Genomic DNA, 18,871 nt, shown 5'->3' on the forward strand with positions numbered 1-18,871 from the left:
CCAAAACCTCGCGCGAGATCGCACGATGGAACGACGGCATTCACACTGGGATCGCTTACGGCGTCATGAGCGCTCTCAACGCGCGCCTGGATTCTTCAACGAGATCGAAGGCCTGGTCCTCGCGAAGCCATTCCTCTTCAAGACCGGAAATAAGCGAGATTATTGCGCGCGCTGTTGAGGTTGGGACACTGACGATGCCCTCGAGAGCTTCGGCCAGCAGGGTCTGCTTCGAGGCTTCCCTCGAGTGGAAGTAACGGTGGGCGGGATGTTCCCGGTTGATCGCCTCCGCGCGCAGCACGACCTGAAGGCGGGTGGCTTCAGCCTGCTTGGCGTTATTGCACACAATTGCCACCAGAGCTTCGAGCAAGCGTTCACGCCGATCGTCCGCCTGGGCCAACGCGTCCGATCTTGCACCTACGAGTGCAAGGGCCGCACGCTCGTTGGCCGCATCCCTGTCTTCCAGAAGTGATAGCAAGAGCTGCTCCTTGGATCCGACGTAATGGAGCAGGCCGGCCTTCGTCACCCCGCATCGATCGGCGAGTTCCTGAAGGCCAAAACCATAGTAGCCCTTTTCCCCGACGATCCGCATGGCCTCGTTGAGTATCTCACGATGCCGCGCGCGTGAGCGCTCGGAATTCAGGACTGCTGCTCTCCCCACTCTATTATTGCCCTCTTGTTACTAACCGGTCGGTAAGTGGAGTCGCGATGCTGGTCAAGATTGCGTTCGGATAACAAGTACTCCGACAAATTTTTGATCGCACCCACGATAGAAACCGGCGCATCAAGCCGCATTCTTGCGCCGCCGGCACCCGAGGAAACCGCAGCGCTGCGCACGATTCAGGCAAAATCGTCCAGCGACCACTCGTCATGCCATTCGATGACGGGACGCTCCCCGTCGAAACGGATCGGCAACCACACGTAACGCGCGATCGAGGTGTTGGTTTTTTCGGTATTCATCATGCTCATGAGCGCAGTCCGTTCCCCTGCACTCAGCTTTGCAGTGCGATCACGCATGACTTTTGTCAGGCCCGAATCCATGTCCTTGGACATACTTCCGTCGTCGAACGCCGGCCCGGCCAGGTTCGGCAGCCATCGATCGCCAAGAGCGATGTAGAGATCCTTCTTGGCAGGGTGCCGAAAGATGCTGCTGATCTGGGAATTGAAGGAAGTGCGCGAGCGGTCGGACGGATGGAGATCGCCCAGGGTTGTCCAAGGTCCGTGGAAGGTATCGGCCATTGCGATTTCGGAAGGGTTGGGAAAATACCCGGTCGTTCCCGACGTCGCGAGATATTGCTTTCCCTTCCTCCGAAACCAAGCGGGGGCCTCCCGCACCGAAGGCGGACCGGCATGTGGCATGTGGGTCGAATAGTAACCAGTAAAGTCGGTGTAATCGCGCGTCAGATCAGCGCAGATCATCTCCGAATGGACACGCTCAAAGTACATGTACGCCTTGTCGTCGTCGGGGCTGGTGACAAGATCGAAGTCTCCCGCACTCATTCCTACCGGGAGAATGCCTTGCGCGACGATGCGGTAGGGACCCGTGATCGCATCGGCCACAAGCACGGCACGGGTCTGGTAGGGATTTTCCATAACCTTGATCCAGCACACGAACTTCCCGCTGGCCCGATTGAACAGGATATGCGGGCGGTCCATTGCCTTCGACGGATTGAGCGGCGATTTCGGATCGTCGGTCACCGGCGGGATGATCACCCCGCAATCGTCCCAGTTGTAGAGGTCCGAAGACGAATAACACCGCACGCCCCAATGCCAGATCCCGTTGGTGCCAGTCGTCTTTTCCTTGTTTTCGCCGTACCAGTAGAAGAGGTTGCCCACCTTCAGGATAGATCCGCCATGGGCCTGGATCGGCCGGCCAGAGGTATCGAGCCATTCTTGTCCGGGCCGGAACGAGTTGCGACGGGTAACCGCCGGCGCTGCAAGCGCAGAAGCGGCGCCGGCAGGGACAGCGAGGGTCGCGGCAAGACCACCGCCATAGGCAAGCAACTGGCGGCGATCGATCATGGCGTTTCCCGTAATTTCCGTGTTCATCGATTGAGGTCCTTCAGCCCAGCTCGAAGCGGGCGGTTGCAGGGCGAAGACCGGAGGAACTGACACTTACCTGCACGGCGCCGCCGGTCGTGCCGCGAACGATCGCAAGGGCCCGTCCACGAAATGCTGCCGCTTCGATGGACTTCAGCGATCCGGTTGCATGTGGGTTGGCACTTCCAAAGGCGGCAAGTTCGCCAGCCCCCTCTATCGCAAGCGAAAGCGGAGGCTCGGCTTCCGGCAGAACCCTGCCTGCGCTGTCGACAACGTCGATCCGAAGATATGCGAGCGCCTCGCGGCCCTTCCGATGCGAGGCGGCTTCAAGTGTGACGGCAAGCGCCGCTGCGTCTCCCACCGTCTCGAGCGACGTGCGCCCCACGACTTTGCCTTGTTTCCACGCGATCGCCTCCAGCCTACCGGGAGCATAAGGCACCATGATCTCGGCGGTCATCTTGTCGGTGGCTGCGATCATTTTCTCGCCAACGGGCTTGCCGTCGAGCAGAAGCTGAACCTTATCACCAGGCGTATAAAGGCGAACGGTCAGGGGCACGCCTTCCTGGCCACGCCAGGTCCAGCTTGCCAGTTCATCGGGCCAACCCCAGTTTGCGACCCATGCGACGCTGCCCTCAGGGACCGGTCGCTGCACTGTCATGGCCAACGGCGAGCGTCCCCAGGCGACATCGCGCGCGAGCGATGCCGCCTTCTGGCAGCCGATGAGATCGAGATCGCCGCACCAAGCGTTCACCCACGGCCATTTAGCAAGATAGAACGGAAAACCGCCCTTTTTCAGGAACGCCGTCGCGCCAAGTCCCGCTTCGCCGATGTAGTCCATCGCGGTCCATAGGAATTCACCCAGGAAATAGGGAGCACGCTCCATCAGGCCGGCGTAGTCGAAAACCTCGCGGGCAAAGGTCTCCGATCCGTAGACTACTCGCTCAGGATGGGAGCCATGTTCGCGCTCGATGTCAGCGAGGCGATAGTTGTAGCCCGGGACATCGATGAAGATGGTCGAGGCGTTGTCGACCTTTCCGGCGCGACCAGGTCGGGCGGCATCTGCGCCAGCCACCATTTCCTGCCCCAGCACGCCGTTGAGGCCAGCCGTGACCGGCCGGCTGCTGTCCAAGTGCTTCACCGCGTTAGCCAGCTTCCATTCCCAGGCCACGCCTTCCTCGGTGGCGCGGAAAGGAATCTCGTTTCCGATGCTCCACATGATGACGGACGGGCTGTTCCGAGCGGAAAGCACCATCGCACGAACAACCTCCTCCCAGTGCTGCGCGAAACGGGTCGAGAAGTCCTGCGGCTCTTTGTGCTCATGCCAGGCGTCAAACGCCTCTTCTATCAGCAACATGCCAAGCCGGTCGCAAGTCTCGCGCAAGCTCCTGGAAGCCGTATTGTGCGAACTGCGGATCGCGTTGAACCCGCGCGCCTTGAGCAAGCGGACACGGCGTTCATCAGCATCGCGAAAAGCGCAAGCGCCAAGCAGACCGTTGTCATGATGGACACATCCGCCCCGCAGGTTGGTGACGGTACCATTGATCGCCATACCGCGCTGCGGATCGAACGTGACGATCCGAATCCCGAAGGGCTGAACCACTTGGTCGAGGACCGTATCGCCGCGGCGCAACTCGGTTTCGAGCTGATAGAGATTGGGATCGTCAGGAGACCACAAGCGGGCGCCGCGTAATTCGAGAGATTGCGAAACCTTTCTTGTGACCGGTGAGCGCGATTCGGCCGCTATCTGTCCATCGGCATCCCGAAGACGGGTCACGAGTTGCAGACCCGGCGCCGTGCCCTCGATCGACGTCACAACATCGACATGTGCCTTCCCGGCGGCAAAGCTGCGGGTCGATGCGGCGATTCCCCACCGCGCCAGATGGCAATCGGCAGGCATCACCTCCAGAGTGACCGGGCGGTAAATCCCGGAGCCTGCATACCAACGTGTGTTGCGCCCTTCGTTGGTCACCCGCACCGCAAGCACGTTATCGCCCTGGCGGTTAAGGTAAGGACTGAGATCCAGATTGAAGGGCATGTAGCCCGAGACCGATCCGCCCAGCGCGTGACCGTTCAAATAGACTTGGCTTTCCAGATAGATGCCATCGAATGCGATCTCGATCCGAGCATTCTGCGGGTATTCCTCGACCCTGAAATGCTTGCGATACCACCCCTCCCCTCCGACCGTGTACCCTGTGGCCGTGTCGCCCAGCGCCCGCTTGTCGAACGGACCGATCTGGGCTGGAGGCTGTCCGCCCGGAATATCCTCGACACTCCAATCGTGCGGCAAATCGACCCGGCGCCATGCGGTGTCATCGAATGCCGGCATTTCGAATCCGGAACCGCCACCGCGCTGGAACAACCACGAGGCATCGAACGGGATATCGCGCAATATCCACTTGTCCGGAATGACCGCGCGCGCAGGCGCTGCCGCCACACCAACGATCGGAACAAGCGCCCCGGCACCTGCTATCGCAAGAGCCTGACGCCGATCGGCGGAGATGCCGAAGCTCATGGGAATTCTCCAAGGGCTTTGAGTTGGGGATCGATGCGATCGAGCGAGGCTTGATCAACCACCCCGAAGATGGTGAGCGATTCGAGCGAGAAGTTGCCAAGGTGTGGCTTGATCATGTCGCTGGAAACCCGTCGGTCGAAGCCGGGGATTTCCTTGCCGACGATGGCCCAAGCCGGAGCTATGGACTGGAGCACGGCAATGGGCGTGTCGCGTACGCTCAACACGCGGGCCAAACGCCGAGGCGCGACATAGGAACGTGCCGGCGGATAAACGGGAGCTTCCAATTTCCATGTCCTTTCCAGCGCCGGCTGGCGGCGCAGTGGTGATTTGATTTGGACGAGTCACGCGGCCGAACTTGAGACTGGCTCCGTCCGACTGCATCGGCAAAAACCCGCCAGAACAGTCACTTCAGTTGTTCGCAGAATACCTGTGCAAGCGCTTCCAATGTGGCCATTTCCGCGGCTCTTGCGCCCCGCCCCCCCCTATCATCTCGCTCCCCCTGGCCTTCCATCGCCACCGCGATGCGACCACGTGAAAATTCCGGCTTGTTATAAACGATACTACGTGTAGTTTTATGGCCATGACGCGTCGTGTCAAGCGACGCTCACATCGGGATGAGGATCGATGAAGCCAACAGCACAGGCTTCCTCGGCAGCGGGTTTCGCTCGCTTCCGAGGGCGAAGAAACGCGTCGCACGAAGGGCTTCGCCTTCCCGGCTTCACGCCCATTGAGATCGGCGCTTAAGGGCGGACGTTGTGGCTCGAGCCGAAGCGTGCCGGCAATCTGCACTCACTTCGAGACAAATTCCCGAGGCTGTAGCCAAAATACCCGAAGCGTGATTTCCAAAACAATATAATATTAAAAATATCATTCCCGCCAAAGCAAAGCACCAAATTATCAATTTAACGATCGATATATTTACGACATTTGCTGGCCATATTCTCAGAATAGCGAAACCGGGTGTGACGATATTAAAATGAGGGAGGGAGTTATGCTAAAAAGAGGTTACCAGATTCTGCTCGCAGGCTCGAGCTTGATATCAATTGCATCGCCTGCATTGGCACAGTCCGCCGATCCGACCGCTTCTGCGACCGCGGAAGCTCCCACTGATATCATCGTCGTGCAGGCACGCCGACGCGACGAAGACGTCCAGGACGTCCCTTCGGTCGTCAACACCATCACAGCCGACCAGATCGCGAAGCTCAATCTCCGGGATTTCAAGGAAATCCAATCGCTGGTTCCGGGCCTTGAGCTGGACACCGAGTCCAATGGCGTCGGTGGCAGCGCGAAGCTTCGCGGTGTCAACTTTGATGTAAACGCCAGCGGCTTCAATTCGACCGTCGAATTCTACATGAACGACGCGCCGATTGTGGCAGGCCTCGTCCTCCAGCAAATGTTCGACATCGGGCAGACCGAAGTCCTGCGCGGCCCGCAAGGAACGCTGCGCGGACGCGCTTCGCCTTCTGGTTCGATCACCGTCACCACGCGCAAACCGGACCTCTATTCCGTCGGCGGCACCGTTGAAATGACGGCCAACGACATTGGCACGATCAACGGCAGAGCGGCCCTGAACGTCCCGATCATCGAGGGCATTGCCGCGATCCGCGTGGCAGGCGTCTGGGACGAGAACGAGGACAACCGAGTTCGCACGATCGATTCAAGCTATGGCGGGCGCGATCCTTTCGCCCGCACCCGCGCAGGGCGTATCAGCGGACTCGTTCAACCGACTGACTGGCTCAAGCTCGAAGGCGTTTACCAGCACATGGAGCGCAACGCAGTCGGCTATGATCAGGTCGTCTCGTACAGCGAGGTCAATCCCAATGCCGACCCAAGTCCGGTCCTGATCACGGCGGCCGATCGCCGCTCCGACCAGGTCGAGCCACGACGGATCAGCCAAGTCTACAATATCTATAACTGGCGTGCGGAAGCAAACCTGGTCGGGCAGACGCTCATCTACCAAGGCCAGCACTATACGCAGAATGTCCACGCGCACACGTCGCTCGACTCGGCTGTGGTGTTCCCGGGCGATGACATCTTCCAGGATACGCACACCTATACGAAGTCGACATCGCACGAAGTCCGCCTCCAGAACCAGGAACGACTGTTCGGCATGGTTGACTACGTGGTTGGCTTCTTCGACCAGAAGAACGACGCGCCAACCGACCTGATCCGCAAGACGGCGGTCGCTCTGCCGGCGGTATTCGGCGGCGGGCTGGCAACCGCCGTGGAAACTCCGATCGCCGTTCGCGGCGGCACCCATGAGCAATCCGAGTTCGGCAACCTTACGCTGCACTTGACGGAAGGCACCGAGCTCTCCGGTGGCGTACGCCATATCAGTTATAACGACGACAATGAGCTGACGGTCGCTGACACGCTCGTCAAACAGACGAGCCAGGATCGCAGCACATGGATCTACAGTGCATCGATCAAGCAGAACATCACGCCGGGTGTGATGGTCTATGCCAGCACCGGAAGCTCGTGGCGCCCTGGTATCAGCGTGATCGGCGACTTCAACATAGCGCCTTCGGCACTTGAATCGAGCTACATCACTTTGCCGCCCGAAAAATCGAAGTCCTACGAAATCGGCTTCAAGAGCACCCTGATGGGCGGGCGCATGCGCTTCAACCTCACCGGGTACCACCAGAAGTTCAACAACTACCCGTATCGCGTGTCGAACGGCGTCTACTACGTCAATACAGCGGCCGATTTCGACAGTGCCGGAAACTTTGCCGGTGTTCACCAGGAAGTCGGCCAGTTCAACTTCGTCAGTGCCGTGCCTGTAGAAGTCAATGGTGTCGAAGGCGAGCTCTCCTTCGACGTGACAGACCGCTGGAACGTCGGATTGGTCGCGAGCTATTCGCTCGGCAAGATCAAGAACGGTACCGTCCCGTGCAACGATCTCAACGGCGATGGCGTCCCCGACGTCGTCACCTCTGCGCCTTCGCTCGCAGAGCTGCAGGCAGCGGTCGGCGCGAACAACCTCGCCAGCTGCAAGGTTACCCAGCGCTCCTCGTTCCAGCCGCCATTCTCGGCAACGCTCCTCAGCGAGTACCGTCAGCCGATTTCCAACAAGATGGACGGTTACCTGCGCGGCCTGCTTGTCTTCAACGGGAAGTCGCAGAGTGATCCCACCAACATCTACGACGACGTGAGCGCCTATGCCCTCGTCAACCTATTCGCCGGGATTCGCGATCCGAAGGGCGCTTGGGAAGTCTCGCTCTATGCCAAGAACATTTTTGAAGTGAACAAGATCCTGTCGAGCGGAAGCCCCCTGTCGACCAGCTACCAGCAACTGGGCTTCGGCGGCTTCAGCGCAACGGGGCCGGTCTTCACCGGTCCGACTGCGGCCACGGCAACAAGCACGTACACCGGCATCTCCATGACGCCGCCGCGCGAGTTCGGGATCAGCGTCCGTTACGCGTTCGGTTCGCACTAGGCTGAGCAAACCGAACTCTCCTGCCTGGGCGGGTGGCCTCGTGCCACCCGCCTCTTCTTGTCTTCGGGCACGCAGAGGCACCCCCGGCCCCATCTGATCATCCATTCACCAATGCCGGACTTTCTGCCCCAACTGCTCGGGCACGTCTGCGAGAGGAACCTCACACAATGCACCGGACCACTGCCAGGATCGCCGCTTGCCTCCTTGCTGGATCAAGTTTGGCGACCGGCTTGCCTGTTGCGGCGAAATCCCCGGCGACCAACCCGGCGCCCATGTCCCAAGCTGAAATCGACACCCGCGTCGAGGCGCTCCTCGCGAAGATGACGCCGGAGGAAAAGGCCGGCCAACTCAGCCAGTTCTTCTATTTTGCCCAGATCCCGGCGCTTGCAAAGCGTGTCGACGACCAGATTGCCGCCGGCCACGCTGGCTCGATCCTCTTCACGACCGATCCCAAGCTGCTCAACCGCGCGCAAAAGATCGCTGTCGAGCAAACCCGGTTGAAGATCCCCCTGCTCGTCGGCTTCGACGTGATCCACGGACTTCACACGATCTTCCCCGTTCCGCTGGCCATGGCCGCTTCCTGGGACCCTGCACTCGTCGAGAAATCGCAAGGCGTCGCCGCTGCGGAATCAAGGGCGGTAGGGGTGCATTGGACCTTTGCGCCCAACGTCGACATCACACTCGATCCCCGTTGGGGCCGAATTGTCGAGGGCGCGGGTGAGGACGTCTATCTCGGTTCGGCCATGGCTGCCGCGCAAGTACACGGATTCCAGGGTCCGTTCATCGGGGCGCCCGGGCATATCATTGCAGGTCCGAAGCACTTTGCCGGTTACGGTGCCTCCATGGGCGGGCGCGATTACGACGAGTCCGAGATTTCCGAAAACCAGCTTCACAACCTTTATTTGCCGCCATTCAAGGCTGCGATCGATGCCGGAGCCGGAAACATCATGGCCGCCTACATGGCGCTCAACGGCGTTCCCGCAGCAGGGAACCACCGCCTGCTCACCGATGTCCTTCGCAAGGATTGGGGGTTCAAGGGGTGGGTCGTCAGCGACGCGGGCGGTGTCAACTCGCTGATCGCCCAAGGCTTCGCAACGGATGGGGCCGACGCCGCGCTCAAGGCGCTCAAGGCAGGCAACAACATGGAGATGATCCCGCCTGGTCTTCCGGCCCGGATGTCCACGCTCCCGGCAGCTGTCGAAGCGGGCAAGCTCAGCACATCGGATCTCGATGCCATGGTACGCCCAGTCCTTGCAGCCAAGTTCCGCATGGGTCTTTTCGAGAATCCCTACGTCGACGAAACCGTTGCCGCCAAGGTTCTCGACGACCCGGCGCACGCAGCTGAAGCCCGGCGCGCGGCCGAGCGCTCGGCGGTACTACTGCGCAACGAAGGAGGCGTGCTACCGCTTGATGCGAAGAAAATCCGATCGATTGCCGTTCTTGGTCCGCTTGCAGATTCCAGTCGGGACATGCTTGGTCCCTGGATCTTCACGATCAACAATCCCAGCGCCGAGAGTGTCCTGACCGGCCTGCAAAAGAAACTCGGACCGAATGTGACGGTTCGCTACTCCCCAGGCGTCAACATTCCGGATCGCGTTAATCCATCCCCCTTCGACATGATGGACGCCAAAGGACCGAAGGCCGCACCGATCGACGAGACCGCGGAAATCGCGAAATCCGTCGAATTGGCCCGTCAGTCCGACGTTGCCATCCTCGTACTCGGCGAACGGCAGAACATGAATGGCGAGAAGGCCTCTCGCTCCAGCTTCGATCTGCCGGGTCGGCAGCGCGAATTGCTCGATGCCGTTGCGGCCACGGGCAAACCGGTTGTCGTACTGCTCATGAGCGCCCGCCCGCTTTCCATCCAGGACAGCAAGGCAAATGCAATCCTCGATATCTGGTATCCCGGAAGCCAGGGCGCGGCCGCCGTTTCCAATCTTCTGTTCGGCGATGCCGTTCCTGGAGGAAAGCTGCCGATCAGCTGGATTCGCAGCGCGTCGCAGGCGCCGATGACTTACGCACGCATGCCCTCGCACAATCCTGAGGATGCCTATAAGCGTTACCAGGACACGACGAACGAACCGGCGTGGCCGTTCGGGTACGGCCTCAGCTATACCACATTCGCCTATTCGAATTTGAAGGTGGGGACTCCCAAGGTCGCCCGCGGAGCTCCCGTCAAGGTCTCGTTCGATCTTGCGAACACGGGCGCGCGCGCCGGAGACGAGGTCCCGCAGCTTTACATCCATCAACGGCTCGGAACCTCCTCCAGACCCGTCCGCCAGCTCAAGGGGTTTCAGCGTGTAACGCTGAAACCGGGCGAGAAGCGCACAATCACCTTCACGCTGACGCCCGACGATCTTCGCTATTGGAGCGATGCGAGCCAGACCTGGGTTCAGGATGCCTCGGTTTTTGACGTGTGGGTAGGCAGCGACTCGAAGGCCTCCCTCGGCTCCACTTTCGAAGTGGCAGACTGATCCCGGCGAATTCCGACAACTGGGGGTTTCGCGCGCTCAAGCGGCGGAGCCCCCGCGCATTCCAGAATGAAGAACCCCTTGAGGGCGTCCCGGAGGACACAATGAATCGAGCCAGGCTTCGGCCCTTGTTCCTTCTCGCGACCGCTCTGACCAGCGTTGCCGCGACGGATGCCGTTTACGCCGACGCGGCAATCCAGCCGACATCGGCCTCCTCACTCGAACAGCAGTTCCAGGACCCGCCGCAATCGGCGCGCCCACGCGTGTGGTGGCACTGGATGAATGGCAACATCACCGAAGACGGCATCCGCAAAGACCTCGAATGGATGAACCGGATTGGACTTGGCGGTGTCCAGAGTTTCGATGCCAATCAGGACACACCGCAGGTCGTGGAAAACCGTCTGCCGTACATGACGCCTGACTGGCAAAAGGCGTTTCGAGTTGCCGCTACGAGTGCCGAGGCGCTCAACCTGGAGTTGGGAATTGCCTCGTCGCCCGGTTGGTCGGAAACCGGGGGCCCCTGGGTCCCTGCCGAGGACGCCATGAAGAAGCTGTCGTGGAGCGACACCATCGTGGCTAGCGGCAAGCCTTCGGTCATCCACCTTCCGGCAGCCCGGGACACGACGGGGCCCTACCGAGATCTCGCCGCCGAGTTTGCTGCCGCCCCCACCCACTACCGCGACATTGCCGTCTTTGCCTATCGTATCGGTACCGAGCCCGCTCAACGCGCCGGGACCTATCGCGGCCCGGACGGTGCTCCTCTCGATGCGCAGGCGCTGAGCGATGCCCGCCTCTCGACGTTCGCAACCATCAAGCCGGGGACGAAAGACAAGCCGGCAATTGTGAACATCGATTTCGATAGTACCCAGACATTTCGGTCAATGACTTTATTTGTGCCAGGAATTGCGCCGAACCCGCGTGGTCCCGGTCTGCTACCTCGCCTTGAGAAAAGCATGGACGGCGTGAACTGGAGCAAAGTCATCGACGTTCCCGTCAGCGACGCGCCAAGCACTGTCAGTTTCGCCCCGGTCAACGCTGCTCATTTCCGCGTGGTGTTCGCCCGCGGCGAGGGAGGTCACAGCGCGTTGAGCAGCGGCATCCCCGGCGAACTTGAAATCCGCGAACTCAGCCTCTCGCCGGAAAGCCGGGTCAACATGTTCGAGGCCAAGGCGGGCTTTGCAACAGTGAACGACTTTTATGCGCTCGATGACGGCGTGAATGTGGACGCGGTCGGGCTCCGTCCCAAGGACATGATCGATCTCACCGCACGTGTTCGGCCCGATGGCACCATCGACTGGACACCGCCGTCAGGTACCTGGCGCATTGTCCGTCTTGGCTGGTCGCTCATCGGCAAGACGAACCACCCCGCCAGCCCCGAGGCGACCGGCCTCGAAGTGGACAAGATGGATGCAGGCGCGGTCGAGCGATACCTTGATCGCTATTTTGCAAATTACCGCGGTGCAACGGGTCCGGATCTCTTTGGCTCACGCGGCGTTCGGGCGATGGTTAACGACTCGACCGAGGTTGGCCCGTTCAACTGGACGCCGGACATGCCAGCGCAATTCCGGCGCTTGCGCGGTTATGATCTCGCACCCTGGCTTCCGGTGCTGACCGGCGCAATTGTCAGATCCCGGCAGGAGAGCGACGCCTTCCTGTACGACTTCCGCAGGACGATAGCCGAACTTCATGCCGAAGCGCATTACCGAACGATTGCCAGCATCGCCCATCGAAACGGGTTGAAGGTCTACGGTGAGGCGCTCGAGAACGCCCGAAGCACACTGGGCGACGATATGCAGATGCGCAGCTATGCCGACTTTCCGATGGCGGCGATGTGGTATGTTCCGCGCAGCGCGACGATGCCCGGCGCGTTTGTTGCCGACGTAAAGGGCGCAGCCTCTGTGGCTCACGTCTATGGGCAGAACATCGCCGCTGCTGAATCGCTCACGTCGATCATGATGCCATGGGCAACCGGGCCGAATGAGCTCAAGCCGATCATCGACTACGAGTTTGCACTCGGCATCAACCGGCCGGTCATTCACACATCCGTCCATCAGCCGGTAGACGACAAGGTGCCGGGCCTGTCGCTAGGAATGTTCGGTCAATATTTTACCCGGCACGAGAGCTGGGCCGAACTCGCGAGGCCGTGGATCGACTATATCGCGCGCAGCGCCCTGATGCTGCAACAAGGCCGCGCCGCGGCCGACATCGCCTATTTCTACGGAGAAGAGGGTCCTCTCACCAGCCTCTACGCCAGCGGCCTTCCAGGTGAGATTCCTCGCCAATTCGCCTACGATTTCCTCAATGCCGATGCCTTGCTCCGATTGGTAAGCGTGGACGGCTCCGACCTCACAACGAGTGGAGGAGCACGCTACAAGGTTCTGGTTCTGGGCGGCTCAAGCCGGATGATGACGCTGCCCGTCCTGAGGCGTATCGCACAACTCGCAGAACAGGGCGCGACGATCGTGGGAGATCCGCCGCAGGCCTCGCCCAGCCTGGCCGATGACGGGGAGGCATTCTCGGCACTGCGTCATCGCCTGTGGTCCGGTGCCGGGGTCACGCCGATTGGCCTCGGCCGGGTTATCGCCGGAAAGGACATTGCCGGCGCTCTCAAACTCACCGGGACGCAGCCCGATTTCGATTATGCCGCCGCGCCCGACAGCGAGGTACTCTTCAACCATCGCAAACTGCCCGATGGCGAGATCTATTTCCTGTCTAATCGCAAGGATCGGCCCGAGCGGCTGGAAGCCAGCTTCCGGGTGAGCGGCAAGCTACCCCAACTCTGGCGTGCGACCACCGGTAAGGTCGAGCCGCTCTCGTTCCGGACGGAAAACGGGCGAACGCTTGTCACGCTCGACCTCTCGCCGGAAGACGCGGTCTTTGTTGTGTTCCGTAAGCCAGCCTCGGAGCTCTCGCTCGACGCGCCTGCGGCGCATCCCGTCGCGGTCGCAACCCTCGAACACGGTTGGAGCGTCGCCTTCCAACCCGGTCGGGGTGCTCCGGCTAGCGCCGCGATGGATCCCCTCGGTTCGCTGAGCGACAACGCCAACACCGGTATTCGCTATTTCTCCGGGGTCGCGACTTACACGCTTGAATTTTCCGCGCCGAAGACCGTGGCGAGATCGGGTCGCAGCTGGATTGATCTGGGCGACATTCGCGACGTTGCGGAAGTTCGCATCAATGGCAAGCTGGTGGGCGGCGTTTGGCATGCCCCGTACCGCCTGGAAACGACGGGCTACCTGCGCTCAGGACGGAACACTCTTGAGGTCAAGGTTGCCAACCTTTGGGTGAATCGTCTGATCGGCGACCGGCAACCCGATGCGACGAAGATCACCTGGACCGCGTTTCCAGCCTATAGCAAGACTTCGAAACTGCGCCCTTCAGGGCTGCTTGGGCCGGTCACCCTGCTGTCGGACAAGCAGGAATAGCCCCATGGAAAAGGCGTTTCGGCCGAAACCGAAACGCCTTCGTAGCGGGCTTGAGAGGTCCCCCCACTTATGGCGAGCAATCGGGGCGCGCTGCAGCTGCGGCGCACCCGACGCTTACCGAAAGCTCGCCCATTTCACGCTCATGCCGCGAAGGCCATCACTTCGGCTTCGCAGCGTCAAGGTCTGCCTGAATCTTCGCCAGCTTCTCGTTCGTAAGCTGGTCGCCGGCATACTGCTGCAGCTGCGACAGCGTCATCGCGCGGCCCATGTCGATCTGCGGGCTGTTGACGATTTCAGGAATGTTCTTCGCCAGGATCGCTTGCGAGACGGGATCGTCGAGCAAGGTTCCAAGATCGGTATCCTGGACCGTGTACGCTGCCTGGGTCTTGGCGGTTTGGGTTTTGGCGGCAGGTGTCGCAGTCGCTGCTGGAGCGGCTGCAGGGGCGGCCGAAGCGGCCGCCGGGACAAACGCGATTGCGGCAAGCAAGGCTGCCGAGAAAATCGAACGCATTGATGATCCTTTCCCGAACATTTTGGTCAGGACCCGCCTGAGGCGACCGCGAAGAAACCGCCTACAGAAAATGCCCTGCTGTTCGGTGCCGATTATCGCCTTCGCCCTTGGACGAGTCAATAACGATACGCCTCGTATCTTTATCCCGGAAACCAATCGCTACGGCGTAATTCACCAAGCCTGTGCGCCGCGGATGAGGTGATCGACAATATCTGCAGCGAGGCCGGTGGCTTCGAGTTCGCCGAGCTGGTCGGGGTCTGTCCGCATCGCGACCGTGCCCGCGACGATCGCCATCAGCATATCGGCAGCCCGGGCCGGGTTCTTTGCACTGATCCCTTGCGCGGGCCCGAGTTCGCGAACCACGTCTTCGATTAGACCATGAATTGTGCGATAGCCGCCCAGATTGGGGCCGGCAAAACCGGTATCAGGCGAACCTGGCAGATTTGCAGACAGCCGGGTAATCGCGCGGACTTCCGGGTGCGTTGCCCACCGCAACAACGTCGTTGCGTAGACGTTCAGTTGCTCGTCGAGCTCACGAGAGGGGCTTGGCTCACGAAACGCGTTGAGCGATGACCATTGCTCCACGCGCTCGTCGATTACCGCCCGCAGCAGATCAGCTTTGTCGCTGTAGCGCTTGTACAGCGTCGTCTTCGGAATGCCGAGGTGGTTCGCCAACGCCTCCATCGAGGTCGCTTCGTAACCCAGAGTGAGAAACATGGTCGTGGCGTGGGCGAGGATGTCCGCGGTGATCTGGGCCGAATGGGCTAGCGAGGGCCTACCGCGCTTGCGAGGCTCAGCCCCTGTTGCCTTTGCGGTCCGTTTGACCGCCTTTTTGCCCATCGCAACCATGCCGCTCCACCAGAAACTGTCCGCCCCTCGTATACGAAACGCGAACATGCACAACCAAGGCCCGCGTGCGTTGACAAGCGCCGCCGAGCATTTACGATACCATGCGTATCATTTTTAAGAAATTCCCGGGTGACGTACCCCTCCACGTCCGCGGCGAAAGTCGGCAACTCATTCTCCAGGTCGCGCAAACCACCGATGGTGCAAACCCATGGCGATTTCGGATCGACCGGAGATCGATCATTCCAAAGCGCCAAAGGGAAGCGATGAGTTTGGAACAAGCGATCCAGATCACTGAAACGACAGCGAAGGTGGAGAGACCAAGCCTGTCACGTGCCAAGAAGTTCACGAAATGACGTATCCTCTCGACCGCCGGACCCGCCGCGATTCTGATCGCCGTTTCATCGGGATATCGGATTTCTTTACGAGCGAGTTTCCCCGGCTCAACGAGCAGAACGGCACTGTAGTGCGGGCCGGCATCATCCAGTACGGCGCTGCCGCGCTGACCATCGAGGTGGAGGGCCAGGTATGGACGCTTCGACTGGAAGACGGAAATTTGAAGGCATTTTCCGGCGCTGACGAACACGCATTGCGCATTTCATTGACCGCCGACCAGTTTTCGGACCTGGCGCAGAACCAGATGTCCCTGAACGGATTTCTTGTCGCGAGAAGCCTGCGTTTCTCAGGCCGAGGTCTGGATCAGGTTTCGATCTGGGACTCGCTCTGGATCGGCTTGCTCGAGGGATGGCCTTCGTCCGGCGATCTGTCGTTCCTGGATGAGGCAGGGAACCCGCTCGACCTACAGCGTTCGTTCGGGCCTGATGAGCCTGCCCATGAAATCGCGCACTTCCTGCGAGAAACCGGCTACGTCCATCTGGCTGGCTGGCTCGATCCGGCGGACATGGCGCAGATTAGCAACGAGATCGACTGCGCTCTGCCCCATTACACCGAGGGCGACGGCAAGTCCTGGTGGGCCAGCACCGCCGACGGCAAGCGGCACTGCGTGCGTTTGCAGGAATTCATCGAACATTCGCCGACAACCCACCGCATCATGACCAGTCCGAGATGGGCTCTCCTTCGTGAGGTGCTGGCGGGCAGCGATCGTTTGCTCGAGGTACCGATCGAAGGCCGCGTCATCGAAGCGCTCATCAAGCCGGTCGGTGTCATCGCCGGACCATCGGATCTTACCTACCACAGGGACTGCCATCTGGGCCGTCACGCTTACGTTTGTTCGCGCATGACAGTGGGTATTTCCCTTTCAGCCTCCGGTCCCGAGAACGGACAGCTTCGCGTTGTCGCAGGATCGCACCGGGTGGCGCTACCGGTCGAAGTCGCAAAAAATCGCCCCCCCTTTCCCGTTGTGTCTCTGCGTACTGCACCGGGCGATCTTACTGTCCATTTGTCCTGCACCCTTCATGAAGCAACTCCCCCGGTCATCGCGGAACGACGGGTGATGTATACCGAAATGCCACTCCGGCCCTTTGAGGGCGGCCCCGGCATCGACACTTCGGTAGGAGAGCTACGCGCACAGATTGACGACATCCATCGGCATAAGACACGGGCAGCAAACGACACCTGACGATGAATTTTTTGGGGGACAGAGTATGTCCAGATTTGAGGTCGCCTTTTGCGTACTCGTCTTGTGCGGGGCTTCGGCGCAGGTGCAGGCACAGACGGCACCTGCGTCCAAAGTCGCAAATCCGATCGAGAACGACGGCACCGTCAAGGTTCCTCCGTTCAGACTGCCCCCTTCGGTCTATGCCTCTCCGGCCGCAAACGCTGCGCTGCCCCGCAGTCCAGAAGATTTTGGGCCGATGCTCGAGCGCCTCGTGAAATCGGGATCGATTGCACAAATTCGCGCCTCAATGCGAACCAGGGCAGAAACTGAAGTATCCGGCCTTGCATCCGCTTATCGGGTTCACGTCGAAGCAGGTGAAGTGGGAGGTGTTCACGGCTATTGGGCGCGCCCCGACCAGCCGGCCAAGGGCAAGGCGGCGCGAATACTCATCAATCTGCCTGGCGGCGCGTTCATCATGGGCGACGCGGCGTCGACGGGAATGAAGGAATCTATTCCCGTTGCGGGCCTAACTGGCATCCCAGTATTCTCCGTCGACTACCGCCAAGCGCCCGAGGCCAAATTTCCTGCGGCCAGCGAGGATGTTGCGGCCATCTACCGCGCCGTGCTGGCGGAGTACAAAGCCCCCTCAATCGGAATCTTTGGCTGCTCGGCGGGCGGATTGCTGACGGCGCAGGCATTGGCGTGGTTTCAGAAGGAAAAGCTGCCCACCCCGGGCGCAGCGGGTATCTTTTGCGCCTCTGCTGACGCCCGCTGGGGGGGCGACAGCTGGAGTTGGCAAATGCCAATCCAGGGCATCGACCGCGAACCGAGCCTGGATGAGCGCTTCTATTACGGTGGACACGATCTTTCAGACCCGTTGATGTCGCCGATCATGTCCGATGAGGTGCTCTCGCACTTTCCCCCGACACTCATCATCACCGCGACCCGCGCAGGCGAATTGAGTTCGGCCGTCAATACCCACCGCGTGCTGATCCGAAACGGTGTCGCGGCATCGCTACATGCCTGGGACGGGCTCGGACATGCATTCTTCCTCAATCCGGAACTTCCGGAATCGAAGGAAGCCTTCAGGGTCATGGCGGATTTCTTTACGGCCCATCTCAAAGGGCGGTGAGGCGGCATTTCGCGCCACCCCCTGCCCTGCGCGATGCAGCCTGGCATGGCTTAAATCGGGTCGGCGGCGAGCACGGCGCGTGTGTCCTCAAGCGCCATGCTGACCAATCCCCGCATGGTTTGAGATGCGAGATTGGCATCCCCAGCCGCAACGGCATCGTAGACCTTCACATGGTCGGGAATGGCATTGCGCGGAAGCGAGGCGCTCCTGTGCTTGAAATGGGTCGTCCACCCGACCGCGGCGCAGATGCTCGCCGAGAGAACTGATATCGCGGTGTTATGCGTCGCGAACAGCAGCGCCTTATGAAAGTCGCGGTCTGCGCTTTGGCCCGCCGGACTTCCCAAAGAATGCCGCTTCATGCCTTCAAGTGCCTCGGCGAGCGTGTGCAAGTCCTCTTTCGTCCTGCGCTTTGCGGCCAGTCCCGCCGCCGCTGGCTCGATTGTTGCCCGCAGCTCGAATATATCCTTCACGAATTCGCGATCCGGCCGTCCAGCAAACGCCCAAGACAGAACATCCGGATCGAGCACATTCCACCGTTCCCGGGGCAACACCCTGGTACCGGTCTTGGTACGGCTTTCAACCAGCCCCTTGGAAGCGAGCACTTGCATCGCTTCGCGATAGGCGCCTCGTGAGATTTGCAGCTCCTGGGAAAAGGCGACTTCGCCGCTGAGCGTAGATCCGGGGGCAAATTCGCCGCTCACAATCGCCATGCCGAGCTTGTGCAGGACCGAACCATAGAGGCGGCGACCCGGCCAACGGTTCGGCCGTTCTTCTTCCGACGCTAGGTTAGGTGGCGCTTCGGCCATGGGCTCTCCCCGTTCTCGGCTCAAAACCGCCGACTGAATTCCAACCGGGTTCCAGCCCGCAACCCTGGCCAGGAAGGCAACATCCGGTCGCCCGATAAAGCAACAGGTCGTATCGTTATTCAAATAGAGGCCTAAGT

Annotated in this window: 13 protein-coding genes; 6 read left to right on the plus strand and 7 right to left on the minus strand. The window is 60.6% G+C overall.

All coding sequences use genetic code 11. The features are described from left to right. Positions 1-55 precede the first annotated feature (55 nt). From WBP07_RS21695 to WBP07_RS21710, 4 genes are all read right to left on the minus strand, one after another. Positions 56-658: a TetR/AcrR family transcriptional regulator gene (locus WBP07_RS21695; RefSeq protein WP_395395943.1), complete on the minus strand. Its 603-nt coding sequence runs from the start codon at positions 656-658 to the stop codon at positions 56-58. 179 nt (positions 659-837) lie between these two features. After that, positions 838-1,863: a family 43 glycosylhydrolase gene (locus WBP07_RS21700; protein WP_395396500.1), complete on the minus strand. Its 1,026-nt coding sequence runs from the start codon at positions 1,861-1,863 to the stop codon at positions 838-840. Between the two features lie 196 nt (positions 1,864-2,059). Further along, a complete protein-coding gene (locus WBP07_RS21705) occupies positions 2,060-4,549 on the minus strand; it encodes a sugar-binding domain-containing protein (RefSeq protein WP_395395944.1) in 2,490 nt (829 codons plus the stop codon). Continuing rightward, on the minus strand, positions 4,546-4,833 hold the full coding sequence (locus tag WBP07_RS21710) for a hypothetical protein (protein ID WP_395395945.1): 288 nt from the start codon (positions 4,831-4,833) through the stop codon (positions 4,546-4,548). The genes WBP07_RS21705 and WBP07_RS21710 overlap by 4 nt, the downstream gene beginning before the upstream one ends. 692 nt (positions 4,834-5,525) lie before the next feature. On the opposite strand from WBP07_RS21710, the gene WBP07_RS21715 reads away from it, so the two are divergent. The 3 genes from WBP07_RS21715 to WBP07_RS21725 all read left to right on the plus strand — a co-directional run bounded on the left by WBP07_RS21715 (position 5,526) and on the right by WBP07_RS21725 (position 13,881). Continuing rightward, positions 5,526-7,985, plus strand: coding sequence for a TonB-dependent receptor (locus WBP07_RS21715; protein WP_395395946.1), 2,460 nt, complete (start codon positions 5,526-5,528; stop codon positions 7,983-7,985). 167 nt (positions 7,986-8,152) lie between these two features. Next, positions 8,153-10,459 (plus strand): glycoside hydrolase family 3 N-terminal domain-containing protein, encoded by a 2,307-nt coding sequence (locus WBP07_RS21720; protein WP_395395947.1) that lies wholly within the window; start codon positions 8,153-8,155, stop codon positions 10,457-10,459. A 125-nt stretch (positions 10,460-10,584) separates the two neighbouring features. Further along, the gene (locus WBP07_RS21725; protein ID WP_395395948.1) at positions 10,585-13,881 is read left to right on the plus strand and encodes a glycosyl hydrolase; all 3,297 of its coding nucleotides are present in this window, start codon (positions 10,585-10,587) and stop codon (positions 13,879-13,881) included. A 157-nt stretch (positions 13,882-14,038) separates the two neighbouring features. On the opposite strand, the gene WBP07_RS21730 is transcribed toward WBP07_RS21725, so the two are convergent. Next, positions 14,039-14,392 (minus strand): hypothetical protein, encoded by a 354-nt coding sequence (locus tag WBP07_RS21730; protein WP_395395949.1) that lies wholly within the window; start codon positions 14,390-14,392, stop codon positions 14,039-14,041. Between the two features lie 171 nt (positions 14,393-14,563). Next, positions 14,564-15,289, minus strand: a complete 726-nt coding sequence (locus WBP07_RS21735; RefSeq protein WP_395395950.1) for a TetR/AcrR family transcriptional regulator — start codon at positions 15,287-15,289, stop codon at positions 14,564-14,566. Positions 15,290-15,342: 53 nt separating this feature from the next. Between WBP07_RS21735 and WBP07_RS21740 the strand changes: the two genes are divergently transcribed. From WBP07_RS21740 to WBP07_RS21750, 3 genes are read left to right on the plus strand one after another with little or no spacing between them, the layout of a single operon-like run. Beyond that, a complete protein-coding gene (locus WBP07_RS21740) occupies positions 15,343-15,594 on the plus strand; it encodes a hypothetical protein (RefSeq protein ID WP_395395951.1) in 252 nt (83 codons plus the stop codon). Further along, the gene (locus tag WBP07_RS21745; protein ID WP_395395952.1) at positions 15,591-16,817 is read left to right on the plus strand and encodes a phytanoyl-CoA dioxygenase family protein; all 1,227 of its coding nucleotides are present in this window, start codon (positions 15,591-15,593) and stop codon (positions 16,815-16,817) included. The genes WBP07_RS21740 and WBP07_RS21745 overlap by 4 nt, the downstream gene beginning before the upstream one ends. A 25-nt stretch (positions 16,818-16,842) precedes the next feature. Beyond that, the gene (locus WBP07_RS21750) at positions 16,843-17,928 is read left to right on the plus strand and encodes an alpha/beta hydrolase (protein WP_395395953.1); all 1,086 of its coding nucleotides are present in this window, start codon (positions 16,843-16,845) and stop codon (positions 17,926-17,928) included. A gap of 50 nt (positions 17,929-17,978) precedes the next feature. On the opposite strand, the gene WBP07_RS21755 is transcribed toward WBP07_RS21750, so the two are convergent. After that, a complete protein-coding gene (locus WBP07_RS21755; protein ID WP_395395954.1) occupies positions 17,979-18,734 on the minus strand; it encodes a FadR/GntR family transcriptional regulator in 756 nt (251 codons plus the stop codon). Positions 18,735-18,871: the final 137 nt, after the last annotated feature.

Origin of the sequence: Novosphingobium oxfordense, assembly GCF_044029435.1 — a bacterium.
Taxonomy (GTDB): Bacteria; Pseudomonadota; Alphaproteobacteria; order Sphingomonadales; family Sphingomonadaceae; genus Novosphingobium.

Bases quoted from the DNA above. Each gene is read 5' to 3' on its own strand.
- WBP07_RS21750 (WP_395395953.1), top strand. From the start codon at position 16,843: ATGTCCAGATTTGAGGTCGCCTTTTGCGTACTCGTCTTGTGCGGGGCT.
- WBP07_RS21730 (WP_395395949.1), bottom strand. From the start codon at position 14,392: ATGCGTTCGATTTTCTCGGCAGCCTTGCTTGCCGCAATCGCGTTTGTC.
- WBP07_RS21715 (WP_395395946.1), top strand. From the start codon at position 5,526: ATGAGGGAGGGAGTTATGCTAAAAAGAGGTTACCAGATTCTGCTCGCA.
- WBP07_RS21720 (WP_395395947.1), top strand. From the start codon at position 8,153: ATGCACCGGACCACTGCCAGGATCGCCGCTTGCCTCCTTGCTGGATCA.
- WBP07_RS21745 (WP_395395952.1), top strand. From the start codon at position 15,591: ATGACGTATCCTCTCGACCGCCGGACCCGCCGCGATTCTGATCGCCGT.
- WBP07_RS21705 (WP_395395944.1), bottom strand. From the start codon at position 4,549: ATGAGCTTCGGCATCTCCGCCGATCGGCGTCAGGCTCTTGCGATAGCA.
- WBP07_RS21740 (WP_395395951.1), top strand. From the start codon at position 15,343: ATGCGTATCATTTTTAAGAAATTCCCGGGTGACGTACCCCTCCACGTC.
- WBP07_RS21755 (WP_395395954.1), bottom strand. From the start codon at position 18,734: ATGGCCGAAGCGCCACCTAACCTAGCGTCGGAAGAAGAACGGCCGAAC.
- WBP07_RS21735 (WP_395395950.1), bottom strand. From the start codon at position 15,289: ATGTTCGCGTTTCGTATACGAGGGGCGGACAGTTTCTGGTGGAGCGGC.